Source organism: Pseudomonas graminis (assembly GCF_001705435.1).
Classification (GTDB): Bacteria; Pseudomonadota; Gammaproteobacteria; order Pseudomonadales; family Pseudomonadaceae; genus Aquipseudomonas; species Aquipseudomonas graminis_B.
The window spans coordinates 54,344-76,424 of record NZ_MDEN01000063.1 but is presented as its reverse complement, the minus strand read 5'-3'; the positions used below and the strand labels follow the sequence as shown (position 1 = coordinate 76,424).

Below are 22,081 nucleotides of genomic sequence, written 5' to 3'. Positions count from 1 at the left end.
GGTCAAGAAAATCTCATGAAGGCGCCGAAGACCCCACCAGCCCGCGGCGCAGGCTGTCCCAGTCGATGTCGAACGCGCCATTGGCGTCGCTCAGGCGCAGGGTCTGCGGCGTCAGGGCCGGGTCGCGCTTGAGCTGCCAGTGACCGGCGAATCGACTGGCCGACAGCCACTCGCCGAGGCTGTCGAGCATGTCGGGATGGGCGCTGAGCACGGCGGTGGTTTCAACGGACTGTCCGGCAGCCAGATTGCGCATCAGGGCGCGGCTGCGTTCAGCGAGTGTGGTCTGGTCGAGCAACTCGGCAAGGGCCTCATTGAGCAGGGATTCCACGGCCTCCATCGACGCCTCGGCCAAGGCCAGTCGCTGCTGCTCAAGGTGCTGCAGAAAACCGTTGGCGCTGTCCCAGAATTGCGCCAGCGCCTGATCCTTTTCGTGCTGCGCCTGGGCGTGGGCGGCGGCCAGAATCTGCTCGGCTTCTGCCCGGGCATTGTCCAGCACCTCAGCGGCGAGCACGGTACTGGCCAGGTCTTCGCGACGCAGGATGTCGGTGACCAGCACGGTGGAGGAAGACAACACGAGACGACGCTTGGCGAGCATGTTCAGCTCCTGAAATACAATGAGGTAACGGCAATCATCAAGGCGTCGTCACTCGCCACAACACCGAGTGCCAGAGGGTTTGCAGCTTGTTCTCGGGCAGCTCGGCGCACGCCGTCGGCAACACATCCGGCGCCCACGACAGGCGCAGCCGTGACCAGCAAGGCTCGCCCGCCCACGCCGCCAGCAATACGCGCGCATCGCTCACCGAGGCGTCCAGCCATAAACCGGGCCGCAACGCCTTGGCCACGGCGCGGCACCAGGGCTCATGCACGTGCCCGGCGTGATCAGCGCTCGCCTGCCCGCCCTGGCCGAAACAGATGCGGCCGGCCAACGACAGCGCCTGCTGCTGTTGCGCGTCACCCAGTTGCAGCCATTGCATCATCGAGTCAACGGGCGGCGGCGGCTGGCTCGGGACCACGCCGACGCTGTGCAGAAAGACGTCGTGCCGCGTGCCGAGCAACTCGGTGCCCTCCTCGCGCGTCACGCCACAGTGGTCCGCGAACACGTCGATCCAGTCGGCATGGGCCCATTCCCATGGCGCACACCACCAGCGAATCCAGTGCTCCTCGGCGCTGAGCATTACGCACTCACCGGCATGCTCGTCCGGGCACTGCGGCGCAGGCCGATGCGTTGCAACAGCGCATCGCGCCAGTCACCGCGCAGGGCCAACACGATCAGGGCAATCAGCAGCAGCGCGGCAAACGGCGCGAGCCACAGCATGCGGTTCCAGAAATCGAGGTTGGCGCTGTCGACCAGAAACGGCCCGAAACTCACCAGCCGTTCGGTGTCCTGAAACTCCGCCGCCGGCACGAACACGATGGCGAATTTCTTCGAATCCAGGGGCTCGCCGGACATGCCGGGAATGCTGCTGGCGACCATCTGCTGAATACGCCCGCGCACGCTGTCGGGGTCGAGGGCCGAGGTGTGTTTGATGAACACCGCCGCTGAAGCCGGCTGCACCGGCTCGCCCGGCGCGATGCGTTCAGGCAGTACCACATGCACGCGGGCGACGATCACGCCGTCGATCTGCGACAGCGTCGCTTCCAGCTCCTGGGACAAGGCATAGATGTACCGTGCGCGCTCTTCCAGCGGCGTAGAAATCACCCCTTCTTTCTTGAAGATTTCACCCAGACTGGTGCGCGAACGACGCGGCAGGCCGGCCGCATCGAGGATCCGCACGGCACGGTTGATCTCGGCGGTCGGCACGCTGATGACCACACCGGTCTTCTCGCTGCGCTTGCGCGCGTCGATGTGCTGGTCGGCGAGGCTGGCGATCACGTCGTTGGAATCCTGCTCGGACATCCCGGTGAACAGGTCCGTGTCATCGCTGCACCCGCTGAGCAGCAGCATCAGGCAGATCAGTCCCGCAGTCAGGTATTTCACGGCATGCCTCTACTGCAGGTTGGTCAGTTTATCGAGGGCCTGGGCGCTCTTGCTGACGACTTTGGTGGTCAGCGCCATTTGCAGCGAATACTGCGACAGCGACCGGCTCATCTGGGAAATTTCCAGCGGGTCGTCAGTGGTGGACGCCCGTTTCATCTTGCGCGCCGCTTGCTGCGACAGCTTGTCAGTGGCGCCAAGGCGTTCCGACAGCGCGCTGGCGATCTGTTCGGACAAATGGCTTTGCTGCATCGACAGCTCGGGACGCATGGCGGCGTTGAACAGATCGACGTCCGCCTGCGAAGGCCCGCTGACCAGTCCCTGATCCAGGCGTGGCTCAAGATCGGTGGACGGCGATTTGAGTTGGTTGACATTGGAAAGGGTCACGGGGGTTCTCCGGCAGACGGTGTCGAGGGGCGCAGCTCGGTTCAGGACAGGCTGTTGCTATTGCTGCTGTTGCCACCGCCCACCAATGCCGAGACAAGGGCAGCAGCGGCCTGGGCCAGGGTGTTTTGCTGATCCTGTTGGGCGAACGGGTTTTGCCCGCCTGCGCCGTTGACACCGGCACCGTTCTGTTCAGCTTCAAGGCCTTTCTTGATCAGGCCGCTGAGCAGTTGCCCCAGGTCCTGGGTCACGCTCTGGGTGGCACCGCCCGACTGAGACGCGTCGTTCATCGGCGTACCGAGGCCGCCGCCGACGCTGGCATTGACGCCCTTCTGCAGCAGATCGCCCAGCAGTTGGCCGAGGTCCTGATTCACGCTGCCGGGGGTTTGCATAGCGCCGCCAGATGGATCGGCGGGAGAAACGCTGCTCAGCTGCGATCCGCCGCCGGCATCACTGAGGCCGTTCTGTTGCTGATCGAGTTGACCGCCCAGAGAGTCGAGCGCAGAACGGAAGTCAGCGGTCTCCTTGCCGTCGAGGAAGTTGTCGCCCTCAGCCGTGAGCTCATTCTTCCAGGAGCCCGAGTCCGGTGCCGGGAATTTGACCGGATCCTGGGCCGTGCGCTGGTCCATGAATTCAGCGATTTTTTCCAGCAGCGGCATGTCGCCCTTGGAGAAGGTGGTGCCTTTGTCCGTCTTGGTCAGGAGGTCGTCCAGTGAGGCCTTGGCCAGACCGTTGAGGGTCTTTGACATCAGGTCCGGCGCGCCGGCACCCGCCTGGCCTGCATCGGCGGCAGCACCAAAATTGTCGCCCAGCTTGTCTTTGATCAGGTCGCCCAGCGCCGCCTTGATCATGTCCGGATTGCCGCCGATCAGGGACGCCAACGGATTGTTCTTCTCCATCTGCTTGCCGACCATCTGGCCCAGCGGCGATTCCTTGTCCAGGTGCCCGTCCTTGGTCAGCGCCTGAGCCAGCTGATCAATGACGTCCTTCAGCGACTGCGGGGTCTTGTCGCCGCCTGACGTCGGCTGGGAAGCCACGGTGCCGATGTGCAGGTTTTGCAGCGGATTGGTATTGGCATTGAGACTTAGCATGAAACCTCCATCCTTAGGTGGATGCCCCCCTTTTCAGGGGGCGCTCGGACCGATCAGTAGCTGATGCCCTTGGCGTTCTGCGCTTCGGCACTGATCGCCTTGTTGGCGCTGTCTTCCTTGCCGGAACGGATGGCGCTGAGGACATCGTTGGTCTGCTTGCGGATGTCGGCTTCGGTCTGCATGGCAATCAGGCGCGCCTGGCTGGCATCGGCCTTTTCGGTGGCGGCGTTTTGTGCCGCTTCGGCCTTGGAAGGGGCAGCGGAATCAGTGATCTGGCCTTCCTGCTGGACTTTGGTCACAGCGTTGGCGCCCTGCTGAGTCGCCTGCCCAGCGCCAGTGATAAAGCTGTTGGCGAGGCCACCGACCATTGCTATTGGATTTGGCATGTCGAACACTCCTGAGTCATCACCAGCGAAAGTGCTTGGTGCCAATGGGTGGCCCGGACCTCAGGATCGGTTCCCATGTCGCTCAATAAAGTTCGTAGCAGGCGGGGACGCTGCGGATCTGGCCGTTTGAACGCAGGGTGTGTCGCCAGAGAAAGCGGGATAAACGGAGGTCAGACGTCGAGCTCTTTCATGCGGTGGTAGAGCGTCCGACGGGGAATTTCGAGCTCCTGACTCACGGCATCGACGCTGTTGTTGTGGCGCTTGAGCGCGGCTTGAATCAGCGCTTTTTCGATGACCCGCAACTGCGATCTCAGGCCCGATGATTCGCCCTCTTCGCTGGCCTCGCCGCCTAGCAGCGGAAAGCCCATGACGTGACGCTTGGCGGCTGATTTCAGTTCGCGGATATTGCCCGGCCAATCGTGGTTGAGCAGAACATGGCGCAGCACGCCAGTGGTCTCGGGCATCGGAACACCCGATTCCTGCGCCGCGGCTTCAGCAAAACGGGCAAACAACGGCAGGATGCGCGCCCTCTGCTCGCGCAAAGGCGCCAGGGTCACGGTCAAGACGTTCAGGCGGAAATACAGGTCCCGGCGAAAACGTCCCTGTTCGACCATCTCGTCAAGGGAGCGCTGAGCCGAGGCGATGACGCACACGTCCAAGGCAATGGGTGATGTCGAGCCGAGGCGTTCGATGGAGCGCGTTTCCAGCACCCGCAGGAGTCTGGCTTGCAGGGCCAAGGGCATGCTGTCGATCTCGTCGAGGTACAACGTGCCGCGCTGGGCCGCTTCGATGTAGCCAACCCGGGCCCGATCGGCACCGGTGTAGGCGCCGCTGACCACGCCGAACAGTTCGCTCTCGGCCAGGGATTCCGGGATGGCCGCGCAGTTCATCGCCACCAACCGGCCCTTACGACCGGACAGCGCATGAATCCGGCTGGCGACGGTGTCCTTGCCAGTCCCGGTTTCGCCTGACAGCAGCAGGTCGATCCCCAACTGGCCGAGACTGCGGGCCACCACCCGCAGGTTCGGCACCTGATGGTCGTCCTCCAGTTGCTCATCGAATAACTCGTACACACTCATCCACGACCTCTGGTATCTCAGGGTTACGCGACATTGGCTGCGCGAGATTGGCTGCGAGGCGTCCATTGCGAAACAGCGCGCTTGGTGAGGCAGGTATTTGTGGGGCTCAGGTCGGAACTCGCGTTTGTAGGACCGGCTTTAGCCGGGAAGGCGTCAGGCGTTACACCACACGTCTGGTGACGCTCACACCGGCCCCATCCCTGAAGCCGGTCCTACGAAATCACCGCTTCTTCAGCATCATTCATCCCCAGCTCCTTCATCCGGTGGTACAAGGTGCGCCGAGGAATTTCGAGCTCCTGCACCACCGCTTCCAGGCTGTGTTTGTGACGCTTGAGTGCGTCTTCGATGAGCATCCTTTCGATAACGCGCAGTTGGGTCTTCAGGCCGGTTTCCAGGTCACGGTCCGCAGGTGCATCGCCGCCCAGCAGCGGGAACCCCAGCACAAACCGCTTGGCGGCCGACTTCAGCTCGCGAATGTTGCCGGGCCATGAATGGCTGAGCAGGACCTGCACCAGGCGATTGTCCAGCTCGGCAACCGGGCAGCCAAAATCGGCGGCGACTTGCTGGGTGAACTGGTCGAACAATGGCAGGATCTGCTCGCGACGCTTGCGCAAGGCTGGCATTTGAATAGTCAGCACATTGAGCCGGAAAAACAGGTCGCGACGAAAAAGCCCTTGTTCCACGAGTTCATCCAGAGGGCGCTGCGCCGAAGCGATGACCCGAAGGTCCACCGGAATGAAGTCGGTCGACCCCAGGCGCTCGATGCCCCGGGTTTCCAGAATCCGCAGCAGCTTGGCCTGCAGGCTCAGCGGCATGCTGTCGATCTCGTCCAGGTACAGCGTGCCGCCGCAGGCCGCTTCGATGTACCCCTCCCGAGACCGATTGACACCGGTATAGGCGCCGTTCACGACCCCGAACAGCTGACTTTCCGCGAGGGATTCCGGAATAGCCGCGCAGTTCATACCGATGAAAGAACCTGTCCGACCGGACAAGTCATGAATACGTTTGGCCAGCGTGTCTTTGCCTGTTCCTGTCTCCCCGCACAGCAGCAAATCCATACTCAGGTTTGCGGTATTCAATGCTATCTGCTGGATATCCAGCGCCACATTTTCTGGCGGACAGGAACAGTCGCTTACATCGATTTCTTCTTTCATCGATACCTCTCGTAGTGGGAGCAAGCGATTTATTAATACCACGCATTACAAAGGCAGCCACAATTAAATTTAGTTCCCCGACGTCACGAGACCTACTTCACACGCGACCAGTGATAGCACTTTGACTTTATTGACGAATACAACTAATTATCCGCAAAACATTCAAACGACTATTTAAAATCATCCGTTGCCCCCGACTGGACGATGAAGCGTCGGAGGCGTCCAACGGCCCGGCCGGCCTGGCGCCTGCATCACAATAGCTTAACAATCATCAGGTTATGCTCTGCCATGGTGCGTCCCCTCTGTCTTCCCCTCATCGCTACGGCGGCGGCGAAGCGGTTGACAAGCCAGCACGCTGACTCATGCCGTTTCAAACTTATTGTCATTCCTCGCGCGCTCGACCACCGCGTATTTAATATTCGCTCGTCCCGAACAAGTAATGCGAACTTACTTGATCGCCTGACTTACATATCCCGTCCCTTTAAAACTTATATAACGTCACGTACCTATTTAAAGCGACCCTATCATTGACACCTGAATTATTAGTTTCAAGGAAGGCTAGTTTAACTCCGTTCGGAAATCCGACTGAGCCAAGTCGGTTTTCCGAACACGCTTTACTGTACTCTCGCGTATAGGTCCAAACCCCTTGCGTTTAGCGGGTCGGACATACCGACTATCATGATTTGAACTATTAACAGCGAAGCAAAGGTTTGCGGATCAATAACGATTCGGTAATGGGATCCAACTATTCCTCGCCGCGCAGGATGATCTGCCAGGCACTGCTAAACGAGCCAAAAGGCTCATCAACCTAGGGCAGTGGATGTTTCGAATTGTGTCTTCGAAGGCGACTGGCCATGATGTATCGGCGTTTTTACAAAACGCCGGCAAAGTTCGCTGAAATTTTCGTTAATTCATTGTGTGAATAAGTCTGACCCGGCTCATCCGGGTCGATGGGACGTGCAAAGCAGGCGGGCGGATGTGTGTCTGCGCCGGTACACGGCGAGCCCATTGCTGCCAAAAGTGGGCCCGAAGCGGACAACCTCACGGCTGAAACCTCGCCTCAGGGGCGCACAATTCCCGCTGACGCCGTGGCAGTCGTGACCGCCAGTGCCTCGTTACCGTGCACGACGTCGTCGGTCATTTTGTCCAGAGTGGCGGAAAGCTGCTCGAACTGGTCGCGAGGCACGAGCAGGCGAGAGGGTCCGTCGGCGGTTTTTTTGCGCAGAAATGCCGGGTTGAGGTTCAACAGCACCGAGCGATCGATGCCGGCGCTGACAGCGAGGCGCTCCAGATCCACCGGCCGCGCCAGCTCCAGCTCCGTGAAATACGGCGCGTTGGCCACCGGGCTGAGTTTCACACCATAGGTCCCGGGTTCGCGCACCAGCAACGACAGCGCCAGCAGGCGCGGCACATAATCCTGGGTTTCCTTCGGCAGGCTCAGGTGCCAGTAATCGGTGGGTAGCCCTCGCCGCTGATTTGCGTCGATAGCCCGGCTCACCGTGCCCTCCCCTGCGTTATAGGCGGCCATGGCCAGCAACCAGTCGCCACCGAACTGGCCATGCAGACGCGTCAGGTAATCCATCGCCGCTTTGCTGGACGCCACGACGTCCCGGCGGCCGTCGTACCAGGCGGTCTGGCGCAGGTCAAAATCGCGCCCGGTGGCCGCCATGAACTGCCACAGCCCGGCCGCGTCACGGATCGAATTGGCCTTGGGGTTGTAGGCGCTCTCGATGATCGGCAATAGGGCCAGTTCCGCCGGCATCGAGCGCTGGTCGAGGGTTTCGACGATAAAGTGCAAATACGGGCTGGCCCGCTGGCTGGCGTTGCGGATGAACCCTGCATTGCCCAGCAGCCAGTTGCGCTGACGCACGATGCGTTCATTGACGCCATTGTCGTCGGCCAGGCGGAAATCCTGCCCCATTCGCTGCCAGATATCACTGCCGTCGTAGGGTTGCGTCGGCCGCGAGTAAGCCAACGGCTCTTCGCTGCGATGGAGCCCCGCCACCAGGCGCGGCGTGCGTTCGGTACTCGCCTCGGGAGGGCCGTAGGACTGGCACCCGGCACACAGCACCGCGACGGTCAGTGAAGCGATGCGCATCGGTCGAACGACACGCAAAACGCCCGGATACGGGCGGAAGGCAGGCGGCATGGGAGGTCATCCTGAGAGGTTTATGCTGTGTGGCACGGGCGCTTGAATGGTTCCAATACGCCCGTGCTGTCACACCCCTCCTGCGCGCCTTCCTTATATAGAAAGCCTCTGCATCACGAATGCATCACCTTGTCGTGATCGCGAACGCTGTATTTCACCACGCCCCAGATCAGCAGCTCGTCGCCCTCCATAACGTAGCGCGGCGGGTATTTGGTGTTCTCGGACTTGAGGATGACCTCGTTGCCACGCATGTGCAGGCGTTTGCAGACGGGCTCGGTATTCAGCGCGGCGATGACGATGTCGCCATGCTCGGCATACAGGCTGCGGTCGACGATCACCAGATCGCCGCAATAAATGCCCGCGCCCTGCATGCTGTCGCCTTCTATTTTGACCAGATAGACATGGGGCGCGCGGATGTCGAAGAGCTCGTCCAGCGAGATGTGCCGCTCGATGTGATCGGCCGCTGGCGAGGGAAAACCCGCCGGTACTTGAAAGGCATAAAGGGGGAACCGCTCGCCCGCCGCTGACAACCGGCCAAGGATGGTGACACTCATGGGACTGACCTTGTGTTTGTTAACTGTACGTATATACAGTTAACGTTCTCAGCCGCGCGCGGTCAATGTTGTAAGCAGGAAAATTCGACGGGTGACACATGTGCGGACGCTACTCGATCTACGAGCCAATGGACCATTACCTCAAGACGCTTGCGCCAGAGCAGTTGGTGATCAACGGCTACGATCTCTGGCCCATCGAGCGTTACAACGTGGCGCCGACCACCCGCGTCGAAATCATCCGCCCGGTGGCTGACGGCCTGAGCGTCGACAAAGTGCGCTGGGGCTGGTCGCCCCACTGGGCCAAAGGTAAACGGCCCGACCCGATCAATGCGCGGGTCGAAACGGTCATGACAGGCAAGTTCTTCAAGGATCTGTGGCCGAACGGTCGCGCCCTGGCCCCGGCCAATGGCTGGTACGAATGGGTGAAAGACCCGAACGACTCGAAGCGCAAGCAGGCGTACTTCATTCATCTGAAAGACCAGGGGCCGATGTACTTCGCCGCCTTGGGACAGGTCAGGCCTGGGCTTGAGCCGGATGAGCGCGACGGCTTCGTCATCATCACCGCAGCGAGCGACGCGGGCATGCTCGACATCCACGACCGCCGCCCCTTGGTGCTGACGCCCGAGCTCGCACGGGAATGGGTCGACCCGCAGACACCGGCCTCACGGCTCGCGCAAATCGCCCAGGAAGGCTGTCGGCCGGTCAGCGATTTTCACTGGCATGCCGTGGGCAAAGAGGTCGGAAATGTGCGCAACGAGGGTGCGCAGTTGATCGAGCCCTTGGCCGGGCTCGATTTGCTGACGGAGGATCAGGACGAGGACGCTTGATCGCTGCACATGGCGATCACGCGGCACTCAATGGGGCAGATTTGGAGTGATCAGAGCGTCCACTTCACCGAGAACATCAGGTTGCGCGGATCGCCGTAAACGCCGGTACCCGACGCGATCGGAATGCCCTGCCAGTAGCGGGTGTCGAACAGGTTGTTGACGTTGACCCGGCCGTCCCAGTGCTCGTTCAGCTTGTAGCCGGCCATCAGGCCGACGATGCCGTAAGCGTCCTGATCGGCCTGGCCGTCGCCAACGCGGTTGAAGGTCTTGCTCTGGGCCAGCACGTCCGCCCCCACGCGCCATTTGTGCAGCTCGCCGGGCAATGTGTAGCTGGTCGCGGCTTTGAACAGATGCTTCGGCTGCTCGGGGGCGAACAGTTTGCCTTCGTTGCTTTTGGTGCCGTCTTCGACAAACTGGCTCAACACGTAGGTGTACGACGCCGAGAACTGCCAGTCCGGCGTCAGCGCGCCGCTCAGTTCGGTATCAATCCCGCGGCTGCGCACTTTGCCCGCTGCGCCGTAGCAACTGGACGCCGGGAAGCTCGGGCAATTGGTGGAGTTCTGGTCCTGCACCAGGTACGCGCGGTTTTCCTGCTCCATTTCAAAGAGCGCCACCGAGGCATTCAGCGCGCCGTCGAAGTATTCGCCCTTCAGGCCGATCTCGTAGTTCTTGCCCGTCATTGGCTTCAACACCGAGCGCGCTGAATCCATCTCGGTCTGCGGCTTGAAGATTTCGGTGTAGCTGGCGTAGGCCGAGTACGTGTCGTTCAGGTCATAGATGACGCCGGCGTAGGGCGTGACTTCGCGGACCACCTTGTAATCGCCGCTGCCGACGCGGTTGTCGAAGTCATACCAGCTGACGCGGCTGCCGAGGATGACGTGCAGCGGGTCGATCGGGTTCAAGCGCGCGACGGCGTAAACCCCTTCTTCGGTAGCGGCATTGCGGGTTTCGTACAGGCTGGTGTCGACGTCAGGTTTGGGCAGTGAATGGGTCGGGTTGTAGAGGTCAATGGGCGTGCCGTCGGTCCAGCCGCCCCACTGGTGAAATTTCTCCTGCCGGTGGCTCACGCCCACGACCAGTTCATGCTCGCGACCGAACATCTGAAACGGCCCGCTGAGGGAGGCGTCGAGGTTGGTCTGGTCATCGTCGTCGCGGTACTTGCCGTGGTACTGCTGAAAACCCAGACCGTCGTAGTTGCCGATGTAGCTGGAGAAGGTGTCCGCTTCAGCCCAGATCTTCTGTCCCGCCAGCTTGGCCGACCAGCCGTTGTCGAAACGGTGGGTGATGTCGGTGAAGAACATGATGTTGTCTTTGTTCCAGTACGACCAGTCGTTGCTGAGGAATGTCGAACGCTTGAGGTGCAGGTCTTCGCCGTTCGGGCCGCTGGGCAGACCGCCCCAGTCCGAGGTGTTGTCGTCACGCTGTTTGGACGCGCCGACGGTCCAGGTGGTCGAGTCGTTCAGGTCGGCTTCGAGAATCCCGTAAAAGGTCTGCCGCTGATTTTTGCGGATATCGGAGAAGCTCTTGTCATCTTCGTACGCGGCCACCACACGGCCGCGAACGGTGCCGGAGTCGTTGAGCTTGTTCGACGCATCGACCTCGGTGCGGTAACGGTCCCAACTGCCGACGCTGGTGGTGACACTGACCTGCGGCACGGCGGTCGGGCGCTTGCGCACCAGGTTCAACGTCGCCGCCGGGCTGCCCGCGCCGGTCATCAGGCCCGTCGCCCCGCGAACCACTTCGACGCGGTCATACATGGCCAGATCCGCGCCGGAAATCACGTCCTGGGTGTAGGCGCTGATGCTGCTCGGCAGGCCGTCGTACATGATGTTGTCGATCTTGAAACCGCGCGCCAGAAACTCCTGACGGTCCGACGCCGTTCGGTGCAACGTCACGCCGGGCGCGTATTTCACCACATCGTTCAGGTCATTCATGCCCTGATCGTCCATGCGCTGGCGGGTGATCACACTCACCGACTGCGGCGTCTCGCGGATGGACAGCGGCAGCTTGGTCGCCGTGTTCATGGAACCCGTTGTGTAGGACCCCGAACTCTCCGTGGTCGCCTGTCCCGCGATGCCGTAATCGGCGTTGATGCTCAGGCCTTCCAGCGCGACGGCGCCCGACGCCGAATTGCTGCTGGCACTGCCCGGTTGAGCGAGCGATGTTGCCGGTGGCTGATCCGGCAAATTCTGCTGCGTCGGCGCTGCGAAGGAATGGCTGGAGAAACCAAGGGCAACAAGTGCCGACAAGGCTGGCAGGGCGGGACGTAGCATCGGGTGCTTCCTGGAAAGGGCGAGAGCTGATCTGCGGCCCATCACCCTGATGAGCGACGTTCCACATGGCGAAAAGCTATGAGGGCGTCGATCGTAACAACCTTTTTATAAATTGTTAATGCAAACCGTTTCCATTTGTTAAAGCGTGTGATTTGTTTTTACTGCTCTTACGTCCATCAGTCGGCTCGGGCGAATTCAGTCTGGACCGGACGGCGAGATCACAACTATCATGCCCATGTCTCACGATGAATAACCAAAGGTACTACCTTGCCCCGTTCCAACTGGCTGCCTACGCCGCCTTAGCGCTACGCCCCCCTCGCTTGACTCTGACCGCCACCTGACTGCGGTCGAATCCTGCTGCGCCTGAATTTCTGGCCGCGGCTAATCCACAACTCAATTGAAACAGACACACGTGTATCGCTCGGCGCCCGTCGCTGTGCGTCATGCCGTGCCTGCCCTGGGTGAATTAATGTTTGAAAACATCAGAACCGCCTGGCTGTCCGACGCCAGAGCGAACGTACTCGCTGGACTCGTTGTTGCGCTGGCCCTTATCCCCGAGGCGATCGCCTTCTCCATCATTGCAGGCGTCGACCCTAAGGTCGGCCTGTATGCCTCTTTCTGCATCTGCACCGTCATCGCTTTCGTCGGCGGCCGCCCGGCGATGGTGTCGGCGGCGACCGGAGCGATGGCCCTGCTCATGGTCAATCTGGTCAGGGACCATGGCGTTCAATACCTTCTGGCAGCTTCTTTGCTGTGCGGAGTGCTTCAGATCATCGCCGGCTATCTGCGCCTGGGTGAGCTGATGCGTTTCGTCTCCCGCTCCGTCGTGACCGGGTTCGTGAACGCCTTGGCGATCCTGATTTTCATGGCCCAACTGCCGGAACTCACAGGAGTGACCTGGCCGGTTTATGCCCTGACGGCGGGCGGGCTGGCCATCATTTACCTGTTTCCACGACTGCCGGTGCTGGGGAAACTGCTCCCCTCGCCGCTGGTGTGCATTATCGTACTCACCGCGATTTCAATCTCGATGGGACTGACCGTACACACCGTAGGCGACATGGGATCGTTGCCTGACAGCCTGCCGATATTCCTGTGGCCGGACGTGCCGCTGAACCTCGACACCCTGCTGATCGTTTTGCCCTACTCTGCCGCCCTGGCGGTCGTAGGGCTGCTGGAGTCGATGATGACCGCGACCATCGTCGACGACCTGACTGACACCTCCAGCGACAAGAACCGCGAGTGCAAGGGACAAGGCATCGCGAATATTGCCTCTAGCCTGATAGGCGGCATGGCAGGTTGCGCAATGATCGGGCAGTCCATGATCAACGTGAAATCCGGCGGCCGCACCCGACTGTCGACCCTGAGCGCCGGGGTGTCGCTGCTGGTCATGATGGTGTTTCTCGGCGACTGGCTTGCGAGAATCCCGATGGCGGCGCTGGTGGCCGTGATGATCATGGTGTCGATCAGCACGTTCAGCTGGGACTCGATCCGCAACCTCAACAAGTACCCGCTTTCAACCAACATCGTTATGGTGGTGACAGTCGTGGTAGTGGTCGCCACCGACAACCTGGCCTTCGGCGTTGTGGCGGGCACCTTGCTGGCGGCGATGTTCTTCGCAAACAAGATCGGCCATCAGCTCGAGGTGAGCTCAACCCGTGATCCCGAGCACCCTCACCGCACGTATGAGGTGACCGGTCAGGTGTTCTTCGGATCAGCGGACAGGTTTATCCGATCCTTTGATCTCAAAGAGCCCCTCGAGACGCTGGCCATTGACCTTCGCGCCGCGCACTTCTGGGACATCACGGCGGTTGCGGCATTGGACAAAGTGGTGCTCAAGCTTCGTCGACTGGGGGTCCAAGTGGATGTCATCGGGATGAACCAGGCCAGTGCAACTCTCGTGGATCGCTTCGGCATTCATGACAAACCGGACGGTTTAGAGACGCCAATGGGGCACTGACCGCAGCAAAACGGTCAGCAGTGACGCCGGGAAGGCTTGGCAACGGCCTGCGCTGCGCAGAGACGCAGCGCTGCAATGGATACGCGTGGTTTGCGAAAGTGATCCGGCGTCGCCCGTCATCAAGCCACCGCGCGTCGCCCTCCACCGAATAATTTGGGGCCCAACAAATTGACTGTCAGACCCAACATCACAAGCACACCCCCCGCGCATTGCAGCACGCTGAGTCGCTCGCCCAGCACCAACGCTGAGGAACTCAGGCCGACCACCGGCACCAGCAGGGAAAACGGCGCGACCTTGCCCGCCGGGTAGCGAGACAGCAGCTTGCTCCAGCTGATGTAGCCGAAGAGCGTGGCGACGAAGGCCAGATAAGCCAGCGACAGCACCGAGCTCCAACTCAGGTTGAGCAATGAATGCTCAATGAGCGCCGGCCCCTCCAGCCACAGCGACATGGCGAGAAACGGTAGCGGCGGAACAATCGCTCCCCAGACCACCAGCGCCACGAGATCGACGTTGCCGAACCGGCGCGTGATGATGTTGCCCAACGCCCACATCGAGGCCGCGCACAACACCAGCAACACCGCCAGCAGCGGTGTCGCAGCCCCTGTGCCCATGCCGATAAGGGTCAGCCCGCCCGCGGCGATGAGTAAGCCCGCCACGCTATAGATGCGTAATTTCTCACCGATGAAGATCGCCGCGAACAGCAGCGTGAAGAACGCCTGCGCCTGCAGCAGCAGGGAGGCCAGCCCCGGTGGCATGCCATGGGCCATGCTCTCGAACAGAAAGGCGAACTGACCGAAGGAAATGGTCGCTCCGTACGCAAGCAGCCAGAACCAGGGCAACTGCGGACGACGGATGAAAAACACGGCAGGAATCGCAACCAGCGTGAACCGCAGCGCGCCCAGCAGCATCGGCGGCAGGCCATCCAGCCCGTATTTGATCACGATGAAATTCAAACCCCACGCGATGATGACCAGCAATGCCAGGCAAAGGTCTTTAAACGGCATGGTGTTCCTTAAGAGTTGGCAGGTAGTTGGGGAGAGCCCGATGAAACAATAATCGCCTCGTGTCTGTTGCATTTGCAAACGCCTTGGCACCGTTGAATGAAGAATTAGTTAATTGATTATTTAGCACTGAGCAAACCCGCGGACATGCTAGCCATAGGCCTGCCCATCCGCCGAACGCACCTTAAGTATTCAAAAATCCGGCAGACACGCTGATCGCTGGAACGGACCTCAGCGCCTTCCTTTGGAGCTCCGGAGAAACTCACATGCAACTACAAAACTTTAGAATTGCGACCAGGGCGCTGCTTTGCTTCGGTCTGATCACGCTGATCCTGCTAGGCCTTGGCGTGTTCGCTTACGTTCAAATTGATGAAATGCGTGCCACTGAACAAAAGCTGGAAACCGACGTGGTGCCCAGCATTCAGGTGATTGACGATATCCAGATCGCTCTGCTGCATACCCGGCTGGAAAGCATACGATCGCTGGCGGTGTCGGGCTCAGACGCACAACGCAAAGTCACCGATAATATTTTTCAAGACATCGCCACGCTCGAAGACAAGACGGGCTACTACCGAGCACACCTGATTACTGACGAAGAAGATAACAAGCAGTTTCAGACCGCGAACGGCCTGATGGAGAAATACATAGCTGGCGTCAAAAACATTATTTCGCTGAATAAAACCGACCATCAAAGCGCGCTGGACTACGCCAACAACGAACAGGCGCAGACCGCGACGCAGTATCAGGCAGAGCTCACAAAGCTGCGCGACCTTAATTCACAGAACGCCGTCAACGCCGGGCATCGCGCTGCAGAGGTTTACAACCACAGCATCATGGTTCTTATCTCCGTTGTTCTGGGTGCATCGGTGCTCACCATAGGCCTGGCTTATGCCCTGACCCGAAGCATCGTGAAGCCGGTCGGCAGTTCGTTGACCTTCGCGGAGAAAATCGCAACGGGCGACCTCTCCGGCGTCCTCGCCGTGACAGGGCGGGATGAGATATCCAGTCTGATGATTGCGCTCAATCTCATGGCCGGCAATTTGAAGACCACGCTGACTGAAATATCGGGAGCGGCCGACCAACTGAGCACCGCGTCCGTCGAAATGACATCGATCACCGAAAACGCAGACCGGACACTTCAAAGACAGAACAGTGAGATCGAACAGGCGGCCACGGCGGTCACCGAGATGAGTGCGGCGGTGGAAGAAGTCGCAAGAAACGCGAACTCGACGTCCGAGGCCGCGCAGTCATCCAGCACATCTGCCGAAGAGGGCAACCGCCGGGTCGTCAACACGGTGACGGCCATGACGAACCTCGCCGACCTCGTGGACAACTCTGTGGTACAGGTCAAGGCCCTGGCCAGTCAGGCTGACGATATTACGAAAGTGCTGAGCGTCATCCGCGCCATCGCCGAGCAGACAAACCTGCTCGCGTTGAACGCGGCAATTGAAGCGGCGCGCGCCGGGGAACAAGGACGCGGCTTTGCCGTAGTGGCAGATGAGGTACGAGCCCTGGCGCACCGGACCCAGCTGTCTACTCAGGAAATCGAGCAGATGATCACCAAGGTCCAGTCAGGGTCCGCCGCGGCGGTGGAATCCATGGACAAAAGCAGGCAGGAGGTTCACAGCACGCTGACCTCTGCGAAAGACGCAGGCTCGTCCCTGCGCCTGATCACCGACGCAGTCCTTGAAATCAACGAACGAAACATGCAGATCGCGACGGCTTCGGAGCAACAAGCCCATGTTGCCCGCGATGTGGACAGAAACCTGGTGAGCATTCGGGATTTGGCCATGCAAAGCACCGAGGGCGCGAGACAGACGTTGGAGGCAAGCAGCGAACTGTCGACGCTCGCGGTCCGACTCAACGACATGGTCGGCAAGTTCCGGCTTTAGCCCATGGCTGCTTTGACGCCCTGAAGCCGGCTTCCCTACCCCAACGGCTTGCTGATGACTGTGCCGCTGATCACGGAACGTCCTTGAAAAACATGTGGCTCCCGAGTTTCAGAGTCGGCTTGGCGCTGGCTGCCCACGCCGGAGCCCTCGACAAAGTGGTCGCGTAATAGTGAGTCGCCCCGCCGGTGGGGTCTGGCACGTTCCCGTCGATTACTTGGTCGGCAGCGATTTGGCACTGCGCCAACTCGCGGAACGGAATCTGTCGCGCGCCGCTCACGGACGGATAGTTCGGGTCGCCCTTGTTCCAGCAACTGAACTGATAGGGCTTCTGACACACCCCGGCATAGCCCTCGCCCCACCATGACCTTTCTTGTCCATCGTTCACGCGGTTGCGGATCGTCCAGGCCACGGCCAGCATTCCCGCAAGCCCCTCCCCGCGAGCTTCGCCATACAGCGTGCGAGCGAGCACGTCGCGATCTTTATCAGTCACGGTCATGACTATTCTCCAGGCAAAAAAATAGCCCGCTCAACGGCAGACCAGGCAAATCGGATGTGCTTTTTTAGGCGGGAGTTGGAGAATCGCCTGCGCGCGACAGGCAGCGGTCCAACACGGTTTTCCTGCATGATCATCGGGAATGTTCGAACCCAGGCGCGAAGAAGAACCAAGACCTTTCACGGTTCACGGCCACGTTCAGATTCGACGCATCTCAAATGAAATGAGCTTATTTATTCTTGCTTCGAACAATCTGCGCATCGACCTGGTCGGCGCATGTGTCGAGCAGCTCGATGGCCTGATCTTTCAGCTCCCATACGTCGCCGTTGTCACGCAAATCGGTATCCTGCGCATTGACCCGCTCGCACGGAATCAGCTCAGGGGCCTCCAGCCTTATGGCTGTTGTCTTTGTCACCACTTGAGGCCTTGCCACGCAGGCCGTCAGGCAGAGGCTGAGCAGCCCAATCACGAACAGGTTTGCTGTAGCGCTTGAGATCATCGAATTCTTTCCTCGCCTTCTTGGCTTTGTCCTCGCTGGCCTTGATGCGTTTGTCCAGGTCGGCGGTGTAGTCGGCGTTGCGCTGCGCTTCGGCGCGCAGCGTGGTGATCGTGGCCTGGCTTTCCTTATTGGCATCGACTGCTTCCTGCCTGGCATTGGCCTCGACAGTGATGGCCCCTTGCAACGTGACCACGCGGATCTGCTGGATGGCAATCAGCAGGCCCATGACGATGGCAATGACGATGGCGACCGCAACGGTTCGCAATGTGGCGCCTACCTTGGCAACTGCGACAACGGGTTCGAGGCTCATAACGAATCCGCCTTGCGTCCGAGGAACCGGATGATCAGCTCGCGGATCGCCGTCACGCCGATGAACCCTATGGTGCCGCCAGCGGCGACGGACAGGCTCGACGGCCAGGCCATCCATTCGATGACGCTGCTGGCTGACAGGCTCAATGCACCACAGATCAGCGCTTCAAGCACAACGCGCCATTTGTTGGCTTCTTTGCCTTCATAGAGCACGCGCAATAGGGAAATGGTTGCGGCCATGATCGCTCCTTGCCAGAGCGGCGTCGTGATGATCAGCCAGACGTGCGCCCAGAAGTCAGGTGTTTTTTCCGGCATCTTCGTTGACCTCCGACAGTCCGCCCTTCCGGGCTCGGGGAATGGGGCAGCCCTGCAGCACTCTTCACTTGTAGCGATGGGTGTGGAAGGGCTGAATACGAAAAAGCCCCGGCAAGTGCCGAGGCTTGGAATAAGTAGTTGCTTGAAAATAGTCGCTTTTAAGGCCCTCTCGACCGAACACGTAGAGAACAGTCGAGAGGGAAACCAAGCGCGCGTTTAACCCAAGGACAAGTTAGGGAAAGGCCAGACAGGGATATTGACCGGCCCCCACATTGTCCATTTTTTTCGAGGGAGAATCTTCGGTGTGAATCCGAAGCGAGCCCACACCGGCTTGTCAATTACGACGGAAAGGACGCCATTTGACTGAACACGTAGATAGGCATCGGGATTGCCGACGGTCTGAGTGTTCCAAACCGCCTTCGAGCCCGCGTAGATAACGAAATTACCGTCCTCTTGCATTATCGCGAGATCTGCACCCGTTCCCTGAGTGCCCGAATTCCAAAGTGGGACTTTCTGCGCGTTGTAGAGCACAAAGTTGCCGTCAGCCTGGAACTGCAAGAAATTGGTGCCTGACTCTCTCCGGTCCCCCGGTACAAATTTCTCTCCTGGTTTAATGATTAGGTCAGTGGAGAACAGGGAAAATGCCTCCAACGACTTGTACGATACCCACAGAGGAAAGGTGTCATTCAGTACAAGGTTGCCGTCGTCCTGCAGGCTCAGATAGGTACGATAGGAGGCTAACAAACTCTCCTCTCCGAGGGGGGTGCTGCTCGAAGACCACCAGTCCCGATTGCGAGTAGCATCATTGAAGTGGAGGGAGTATTCAGTGGCAAGATAATTCCCAAGACTTCGGTTTGCGGCGGGCTTGCCATACACCCAATTAGAACCCTCTCGCTCGACAGCCCGCCACAGAACTTTCTGAACGAAGTTGTCGAAGAACTCTAACGTCCCGTCTTCCCTGAGGATCAGCGAATACCCCTGGGACGGAGACGTAAGGTACTGACCTGGCACCATCATTGTGTGAGGCGGGAGAATCGGACTACCGCATTAGTAAACGGAAAGAGTGGGTTACTCATAATTTTCACCTTTGAGTCGAATGATTTTGCGCGGAGAATTCCGCAGTCATGTCGCTCAAAGGCGATAGCTCGGGGCTCGTGGCCCTCACATGATTCAAAGTCCCGCACCGGGAACACTTGATCTGGAGCTGTGTCATCTCACCGATACGGGCGAGAGTGAGGTGGTCAACTTTTTCCGGATACCTCGGTGACTGTCAGGTGTTCGAAGCAGCCAAGGGAAGCCACTTCAAAGTCACCGCTCCAAACGGCAACAGACAACCTTCGCGGAGTACGGTGCAAAGGAAATGCCCGAAGGGACCCGCAAGGCGATCATTAAACAACTGGGGCTCTAAGAGCCCCCTCCCCCTATCTGAGCGCTGAACGATCACCTCCATTCCACCTACACAAGGGGAATCACATGTACAACTACGCGATTCGATTTGAACAAGACACCGCACCGGGGATCGCCGTTCCGAGATCTGCCGCAGCTGAACAGCTACGGCGAAGATGAGGCGCACGCGATGGCCGAAGCAGTCGACTCTGTCGATCTACGTGGACGAGCGCAAAGCCATTCCGGAGACCACACCTGCACAGCCAGGCGAGAAGGTCGTCTATCTGCCTGCCTACAGTGGCGAAGATCGTGCTGTGGAGCACCGTGATCGAGCGCGATATGCGGAAGGCCGATCTGCGGCGTCTGCTGGGCGTTCATCAGGTACAAGAAGATCGTCTGGTCGGCTTCCTGCACGCCTCAAAGATGGAGCAACTTGAGGCGACGCTAGCCGCTCTCGGTAAACGCCTTTCGGTATCTGTCGAGGTGGCATGAATGAGTCCCGCAGTGTCGGGGGCAATAAGCACGTGTTAGAGAGACCCTTCGCAGGGCCTCTTTAACAATGACCCTTATGCAGCCGGAAGCAGGTCGTAAGTCACGTAAGCCTGGCCGCCTCCGCCTTGCCCCATAGCGACCCACAGTCCTTGGCCGGCAGGGATGGTTACCTGAAATGGCAGTGTTGCAGAAGCACCAGGGAATCCGCTGCCAGCCGGCGCAGTGCCTCGCACGGATAGAATCACCGGCTTGCTCACGTCATAATAATCATTTGGAGCGGTTGCGCCGGTGGTAAGGATCCCGTAAGAGGAGCCAATGTGCATAGTGGCAGTACGAATAACTGCACCATTTACGTTTTGTGCAGGGGTAAAGATCACATCGGTATAGTTGGTAGCGACCGATTTGAATTTTGCACCGATTTGTTCAGCCATTTTTTTACCTATAGAGTCGAATGATTGGGTGCGGAAGATCCCGCATTCATGTCGCTCAAAGGCGATAGCTCGGGGCTCGTGGCCTTCACATGATTCAACGTCCCGCATCGGGAACACTTGATCTGGAGCTGTGTCATCTCACCGATACGGGCGAGAGGTTAGTGTGGTAGGACCTCAGAAGGTGTAGATCACGCGATCGAACGTTTTCCATGGACCGTTATCGGGGTAAAAAACCTTAGGCAACTTACCAGGCTTCCAACCAAAACGCGCCCAGATAGGGACACCGGTACAAATCACGAAAGCACCGTTGCTTTGCAACTGGGCATAGGCGCCTGGGAACCCGCCGGTTTGGCTGCTCCATAGTGGCACACCAGTGGACGAGTAGATGACGAAGTTGCCGTCAGTTTGCATAACCGCGGCCTTGGCATCCTTACCGTAGGTATTGGTGTGCCAGACGACGGCGCCCGCTTTTGTATAAACCACCAAGTTTCCATCGGCTTGGAAAACCAGAAAGAATTCGCCCGCGGGGTACTGCCGCCCTACTTCCAGATAGGTGCCTGGCGGGATGATGTTCACGCCAGCTGCGTTAGGGAGCAGCGTCGCCTTGGTATTACTTGAGAAGACGGCCCTGACGTCCAAAATCACAATGTTGGCGTCGTCCTGAACTACTAGATGGGAGCGATAAATGACACTTTTGTCTCCTACGCCACCGGTGTCCATAACCCACAGGCGTTGACGGAGCGAATCCTCCAAATATCCGCCCCCCTGGACGTAAAACCTCGTAATTTTGATCTTCGCATGAGCCGCGTTCTCGCTGTAAGGCTGATCATCATTGCCTGCCCACAAAGCAGTATCTCCGTCCCAAAGAACAAGATTGGAGTCAGGCTGCAGGACAAGCCTATAACGGCCGTTCGGCGAAACGAGGTATTGACCGATCGTCATTGCCTGGTTCGGGGGCAATACCGACGTGCCCGAACCGCCAAACAGCGTAAGTGTTGGATCTGACATTTTTTACCTATTGAGGCGAATGAGAGTTGCGGAAGGATCCGCATTAGTTTCGCTCAGAGGCGATAGCTCGGGGCTCGTGGCCTTCACATGATTCAACGTCCCGCATCGGGAACACTTGATCTGGAGCTGTGTCATCTCACCGATACGGGCGAGAAGTTTTTTGCACTTTCCACATCTGCAATCTTTCAACATTCTGCGAAGCCTTTTGGTTTTTGCCAGACGCCGCTCCGCTCGCGCGGAGAGTAAAAGCCTCGGCCGGTTTACAGTTAAAACCTGCGATCTGGCGATCCCTGTGAGTGTTAGTGCACCCGCCTGACTGCCTCCTCTTTCTTCGTTGATTTCCCGTCTGACCCTGCTGCCAAGGCCAGCCAGTGAAATCGGTGATTCCGTTCTGCTTAAAGAGCTCTGATCCAGTCGATCCCTTGT

Annotated in this window: 24 protein-coding genes and 2 pseudogenes; 5 read left to right on the top strand and 21 right to left on the bottom strand. The window is 59.3% G+C overall.

The window, feature by feature from the left end:
- Nucleotides 1-13: 13 nt before the first annotated feature.
- The 10 genes and pseudogenes from sctL to BBI10_RS13965 all read right to left on the bottom strand — a co-directional run bounded on the left by sctL (nt 14) and on the right by BBI10_RS13965 (nt 8,772).
- A complete protein-coding gene (gene sctL / locus BBI10_RS14010; protein ID WP_065989217.1) occupies nt 14-595 on the bottom strand; it encodes a type III secretion system stator protein SctL in 582 nt (193 codons plus the stop codon).
- 37 nt (nt 596-632) lie between these two features.
- Nucleotides 633-1,175 carry a type III secretion protein gene (locus BBI10_RS14005; RefSeq protein WP_065989215.1) on the bottom strand — a complete coding sequence of 181 codons (543 nt, stop codon included), beginning with the start codon at nt 1,173-1,175 and terminating at the stop codon, nt 633-635.
- A complete protein-coding gene (sctJ, locus tag BBI10_RS14000) occupies nt 1,175-1,978 on the bottom strand; it encodes a type III secretion system inner membrane ring lipoprotein SctJ (protein ID WP_065989213.1) in 804 nt (267 codons plus the stop codon). Before sctJ ends, BBI10_RS14005 begins: the two co-directional genes overlap by 1 nt.
- Nucleotides 1,979-1,987: 9 nt before the next feature.
- Nucleotides 1,988-2,362, bottom strand: coding sequence for a type III secretion system inner rod subunit SctI (sctI, locus tag BBI10_RS13995; protein ID WP_065989211.1), 375 nt, complete (start codon nt 2,360-2,362; stop codon nt 1,988-1,990).
- Nucleotides 2,363-2,403: 41 nt separating this feature from the next.
- Nucleotides 2,404-3,450: a harpin HrpZ family protein gene (locus tag BBI10_RS13990; RefSeq protein ID WP_065989209.1), complete on the bottom strand. Its 1,047-nt coding sequence runs from the start codon at nt 3,448-3,450 to the stop codon at nt 2,404-2,406.
- Between the two features lie 53 nt (nt 3,451-3,503).
- A complete protein-coding gene (locus BBI10_RS13985) occupies nt 3,504-3,836 on the bottom strand; it encodes a hypothetical protein (protein ID WP_065989208.1) in 333 nt (110 codons plus the stop codon).
- Between the two features lie 170 nt (nt 3,837-4,006).
- Nucleotides 4,007-4,915 carry a sigma 54-interacting transcriptional regulator gene (locus tag BBI10_RS13980; protein WP_065989207.1) on the bottom strand — a complete coding sequence of 303 codons (909 nt, stop codon included), beginning with the start codon at nt 4,913-4,915 and terminating at the stop codon, nt 4,007-4,009.
- 212 nt (nt 4,916-5,127) lie between these two features.
- Entirely contained in the window at nt 5,128-6,069 is a 942-nt protein-coding gene (locus BBI10_RS13975; protein WP_083233119.1) for a sigma 54-interacting transcriptional regulator, read from the bottom strand.
- 1,176 nt (nt 6,070-7,245) lie between these two features.
- Nucleotides 7,246-8,218: pseudogene (locus BBI10_RS13970) on the bottom strand (transglycosylase SLT domain-containing protein); the annotation flags it as partial.
- Between the two features lie 113 nt (nt 8,219-8,331).
- Nucleotides 8,332-8,772: a LexA family protein gene (locus BBI10_RS13965; RefSeq protein ID WP_065989204.1), complete on the bottom strand. Its 441-nt coding sequence runs from the start codon at nt 8,770-8,772 to the stop codon at nt 8,332-8,334.
- A 98-nt stretch (nt 8,773-8,870) separates the two neighbouring features.
- On the opposite strand from BBI10_RS13965, the gene BBI10_RS13960 reads away from it, so the two are divergent.
- Nucleotides 8,871-9,599, top strand: a complete 729-nt coding sequence (locus tag BBI10_RS13960) for an SOS response-associated peptidase family protein (RefSeq protein WP_065989202.1) — start codon at nt 8,871-8,873, stop codon at nt 9,597-9,599.
- A 50-nt stretch (nt 9,600-9,649) separates the two neighbouring features.
- Here the strand turns inward: BBI10_RS13960 and BBI10_RS13955 are convergent, their stop codons facing one another.
- On the bottom strand, nt 9,650-11,872 hold the full coding sequence (locus BBI10_RS13955) for a TonB-dependent siderophore receptor (RefSeq protein WP_065989200.1): 2,223 nt from the start codon (nt 11,870-11,872) through the stop codon (nt 9,650-9,652).
- Nucleotides 11,873-12,341: 469 nt separating this feature from the next.
- Here BBI10_RS13955 and BBI10_RS13950 point away from each other — a divergent pair, with 469 nt between their 5' ends.
- Entirely contained in the window at nt 12,342-13,829 is a 1,488-nt protein-coding gene (locus BBI10_RS13950; protein ID WP_065989675.1) for a SulP family inorganic anion transporter, read from the top strand.
- A 119-nt stretch (nt 13,830-13,948) separates the two neighbouring features.
- Here BBI10_RS13950 and BBI10_RS13945 read toward each other — a convergent pair whose 3' ends face one another.
- On the bottom strand, nt 13,949-14,833 hold the full coding sequence (locus BBI10_RS13945; protein WP_065989199.1) for an EamA family transporter: 885 nt from the start codon (nt 14,831-14,833) through the stop codon (nt 13,949-13,951).
- A gap of 263 nt (nt 14,834-15,096) precedes the next feature.
- On the opposite strand from BBI10_RS13945, the pseudogene BBI10_RS28600 reads away from it, so the two are divergent.
- A pseudogene (locus tag BBI10_RS28600) lies at nt 15,097-15,864 on the top strand (MCP four helix bundle domain-containing protein); the annotation flags it as partial.
- Nucleotides 15,841-16,722, top strand: coding sequence for a methyl-accepting chemotaxis protein (locus BBI10_RS28595; protein ID WP_410935579.1), 882 nt, complete (start codon nt 15,841-15,843; stop codon nt 16,720-16,722). The pseudogene BBI10_RS28600 and the gene BBI10_RS28595, both read left to right, overlap by 24 nt.
- Before the next feature lie 70 nt (nt 16,723-16,792).
- On the opposite strand, the gene BBI10_RS13935 is transcribed toward BBI10_RS28595, so the two are convergent.
- The 6 genes from BBI10_RS13935 to BBI10_RS26615 all read right to left on the bottom strand — a co-directional run bounded on the left by BBI10_RS13935 (nt 16,793) and on the right by BBI10_RS26615 (nt 19,560).
- Nucleotides 16,793-17,218, bottom strand: a complete 426-nt coding sequence (locus BBI10_RS13935) for a cell wall hydrolase (protein ID WP_065989196.1) — start codon at nt 17,216-17,218, stop codon at nt 16,793-16,795.
- A 226-nt stretch (nt 17,219-17,444) separates the two neighbouring features.
- On the bottom strand, nt 17,445-17,630 hold the full coding sequence (locus BBI10_RS27995) for a hypothetical protein (RefSeq protein ID WP_065989194.1): 186 nt from the start codon (nt 17,628-17,630) through the stop codon (nt 17,445-17,447).
- Complete coding sequence (locus tag BBI10_RS13925) at nt 17,593-17,979, bottom strand: hypothetical protein (protein ID WP_065989672.1); 387 nt, start codon at nt 17,977-17,979, stop codon at nt 17,593-17,595. The genes BBI10_RS27995 and BBI10_RS13925 overlap by 38 nt, the downstream gene beginning before the upstream one ends.
- A gap of 41 nt (nt 17,980-18,020) precedes the next feature.
- Nucleotides 18,021-18,338 (bottom strand): phage holin, lambda family, encoded by a 318-nt coding sequence (locus tag BBI10_RS13920; protein ID WP_065989191.1) that lies wholly within the window; start codon nt 18,336-18,338, stop codon nt 18,021-18,023.
- 216 nt (nt 18,339-18,554) lie between these two features.
- The gene (locus BBI10_RS13915; RefSeq protein ID WP_065989190.1) at nt 18,555-19,355 is read right to left on the bottom strand and encodes a hypothetical protein; all 801 of its coding nucleotides are present in this window, start codon (nt 19,353-19,355) and stop codon (nt 18,555-18,557) included.
- Nucleotides 19,356-19,419: 64 nt separating this feature from the next.
- On the bottom strand, nt 19,420-19,560 hold the full coding sequence (locus BBI10_RS26615; protein ID WP_244160376.1) for a Com family DNA-binding transcriptional regulator: 141 nt from the start codon (nt 19,558-19,560) through the stop codon (nt 19,420-19,422).
- Nucleotides 19,561-20,033: 473 nt separating this feature from the next.
- Between BBI10_RS26615 and BBI10_RS27985 the strand changes: the two genes are divergently transcribed.
- Nucleotides 20,034-20,216: a hypothetical protein gene (locus BBI10_RS27985; protein ID WP_244160365.1), complete on the top strand. Its 183-nt coding sequence runs from the start codon at nt 20,034-20,036 to the stop codon at nt 20,214-20,216.
- 439 nt (nt 20,217-20,655) lie between these two features.
- Here BBI10_RS27985 and BBI10_RS26610 read toward each other — a convergent pair whose 3' ends face one another.
- Genes BBI10_RS26610 through BBI10_RS26605 form a run of 3 tightly spaced genes read right to left on the bottom strand, consistent with a single transcriptional unit; the run spans nt 20,656 to nt 21,847 of the window.
- A complete protein-coding gene (locus BBI10_RS26610; protein WP_244160375.1) occupies nt 20,656-20,793 on the bottom strand; it encodes a Com family DNA-binding transcriptional regulator in 138 nt (45 codons plus the stop codon).
- A 28-nt stretch (nt 20,794-20,821) separates the two neighbouring features.
- Nucleotides 20,822-21,655, bottom strand: a complete 834-nt coding sequence (locus BBI10_RS13900) for a putidacin L1 family lectin-like bacteriocin (RefSeq protein ID WP_065989185.1) — start codon at nt 21,653-21,655, stop codon at nt 20,822-20,824.
- Nucleotides 21,656-21,658: 3 nt separating this feature from the next.
- Entirely contained in the window at nt 21,659-21,847 is a 189-nt protein-coding gene (locus BBI10_RS26605) for a Com family DNA-binding transcriptional regulator (protein WP_083233116.1), read from the bottom strand.
- Nucleotides 21,848-22,081: the final 234 nt, after the last annotated feature.

Excerpts from the sequence above, each read along its gene's own strand:
- BBI10_RS13985 (WP_065989208.1), bottom strand. The coding sequence starts at position 3,836 with ATGCCAAATCCAATAGCAATGGTCGGTGGCCTCGCCAACAGCTTTATC.
- BBI10_RS13935 (WP_065989196.1), bottom strand. The coding sequence starts at position 17,218 with ATGACCGTGACTGATAAAGATCGCGACGTGCTCGCTCGCACGCTGTAT.
- BBI10_RS14005 (WP_065989215.1), bottom strand. The coding sequence starts at position 1,175 with ATGCTCAGCGCCGAGGAGCACTGGATTCGCTGGTGGTGTGCGCCATGG.
- BBI10_RS28595 (WP_410935579.1), top strand. The coding sequence starts at position 15,841 with ATGATTGCGCTCAATCTCATGGCCGGCAATTTGAAGACCACGCTGACT.
- BBI10_RS13900 (WP_065989185.1), bottom strand. The coding sequence starts at position 21,655 with ATGTCAGATCCAACACTTACGCTGTTTGGCGGTTCGGGCACGTCGGTA.
- BBI10_RS26605 (WP_083233116.1), bottom strand. The coding sequence starts at position 21,847 with ATGTTGAAAGATTGCAGATGTGGAAAGTGCAAAAAACTTCTCGCCCGT.
- BBI10_RS13915 (WP_065989190.1), bottom strand. The coding sequence starts at position 19,355 with ATGATGGTGCCAGGTCAGTACCTTACGTCTCCGTCCCAGGGGTATTCG.
- BBI10_RS13950 (WP_065989675.1), top strand. The coding sequence starts at position 12,342 with ATGTTTGAAAACATCAGAACCGCCTGGCTGTCCGACGCCAGAGCGAAC.
- BBI10_RS13990 (WP_065989209.1), bottom strand. The coding sequence starts at position 3,450 with ATGCTAAGTCTCAATGCCAATACCAATCCGCTGCAAAACCTGCACATC.
- BBI10_RS13975 (WP_083233119.1), bottom strand. The coding sequence starts at position 6,069 with ATGAAAGAAGAAATCGATGTAAGCGACTGTTCCTGTCCGCCAGAAAAT.
- BBI10_RS13945 (WP_065989199.1), bottom strand. The coding sequence starts at position 14,833 with ATGCCGTTTAAAGACCTTTGCCTGGCATTGCTGGTCATCATCGCGTGG.
- BBI10_RS13920 (WP_065989191.1), bottom strand. The coding sequence starts at position 18,338 with ATGCCGGAAAAAACACCTGACTTCTGGGCGCACGTCTGGCTGATCATC.
- sctL (WP_065989217.1), bottom strand. The coding sequence starts at position 595 with ATGCTCGCCAAGCGTCGTCTCGTGTTGTCTTCCTCCACCGTGCTGGTC.
- BBI10_RS13965 (WP_065989204.1), bottom strand. The coding sequence starts at position 8,772 with ATGAGTGTCACCATCCTTGGCCGGTTGTCAGCGGCGGGCGAGCGGTTC.
- BBI10_RS13955 (WP_065989200.1), bottom strand. The coding sequence starts at position 11,872 with ATGCTACGTCCCGCCCTGCCAGCCTTGTCGGCACTTGTTGCCCTTGGT.
- BBI10_RS13980 (WP_065989207.1), bottom strand. The coding sequence starts at position 4,915 with ATGAGTGTGTACGAGTTATTCGATGAGCAACTGGAGGACGACCATCAG.
- BBI10_RS13960 (WP_065989202.1), top strand. The coding sequence starts at position 8,871 with ATGTGCGGACGCTACTCGATCTACGAGCCAATGGACCATTACCTCAAG.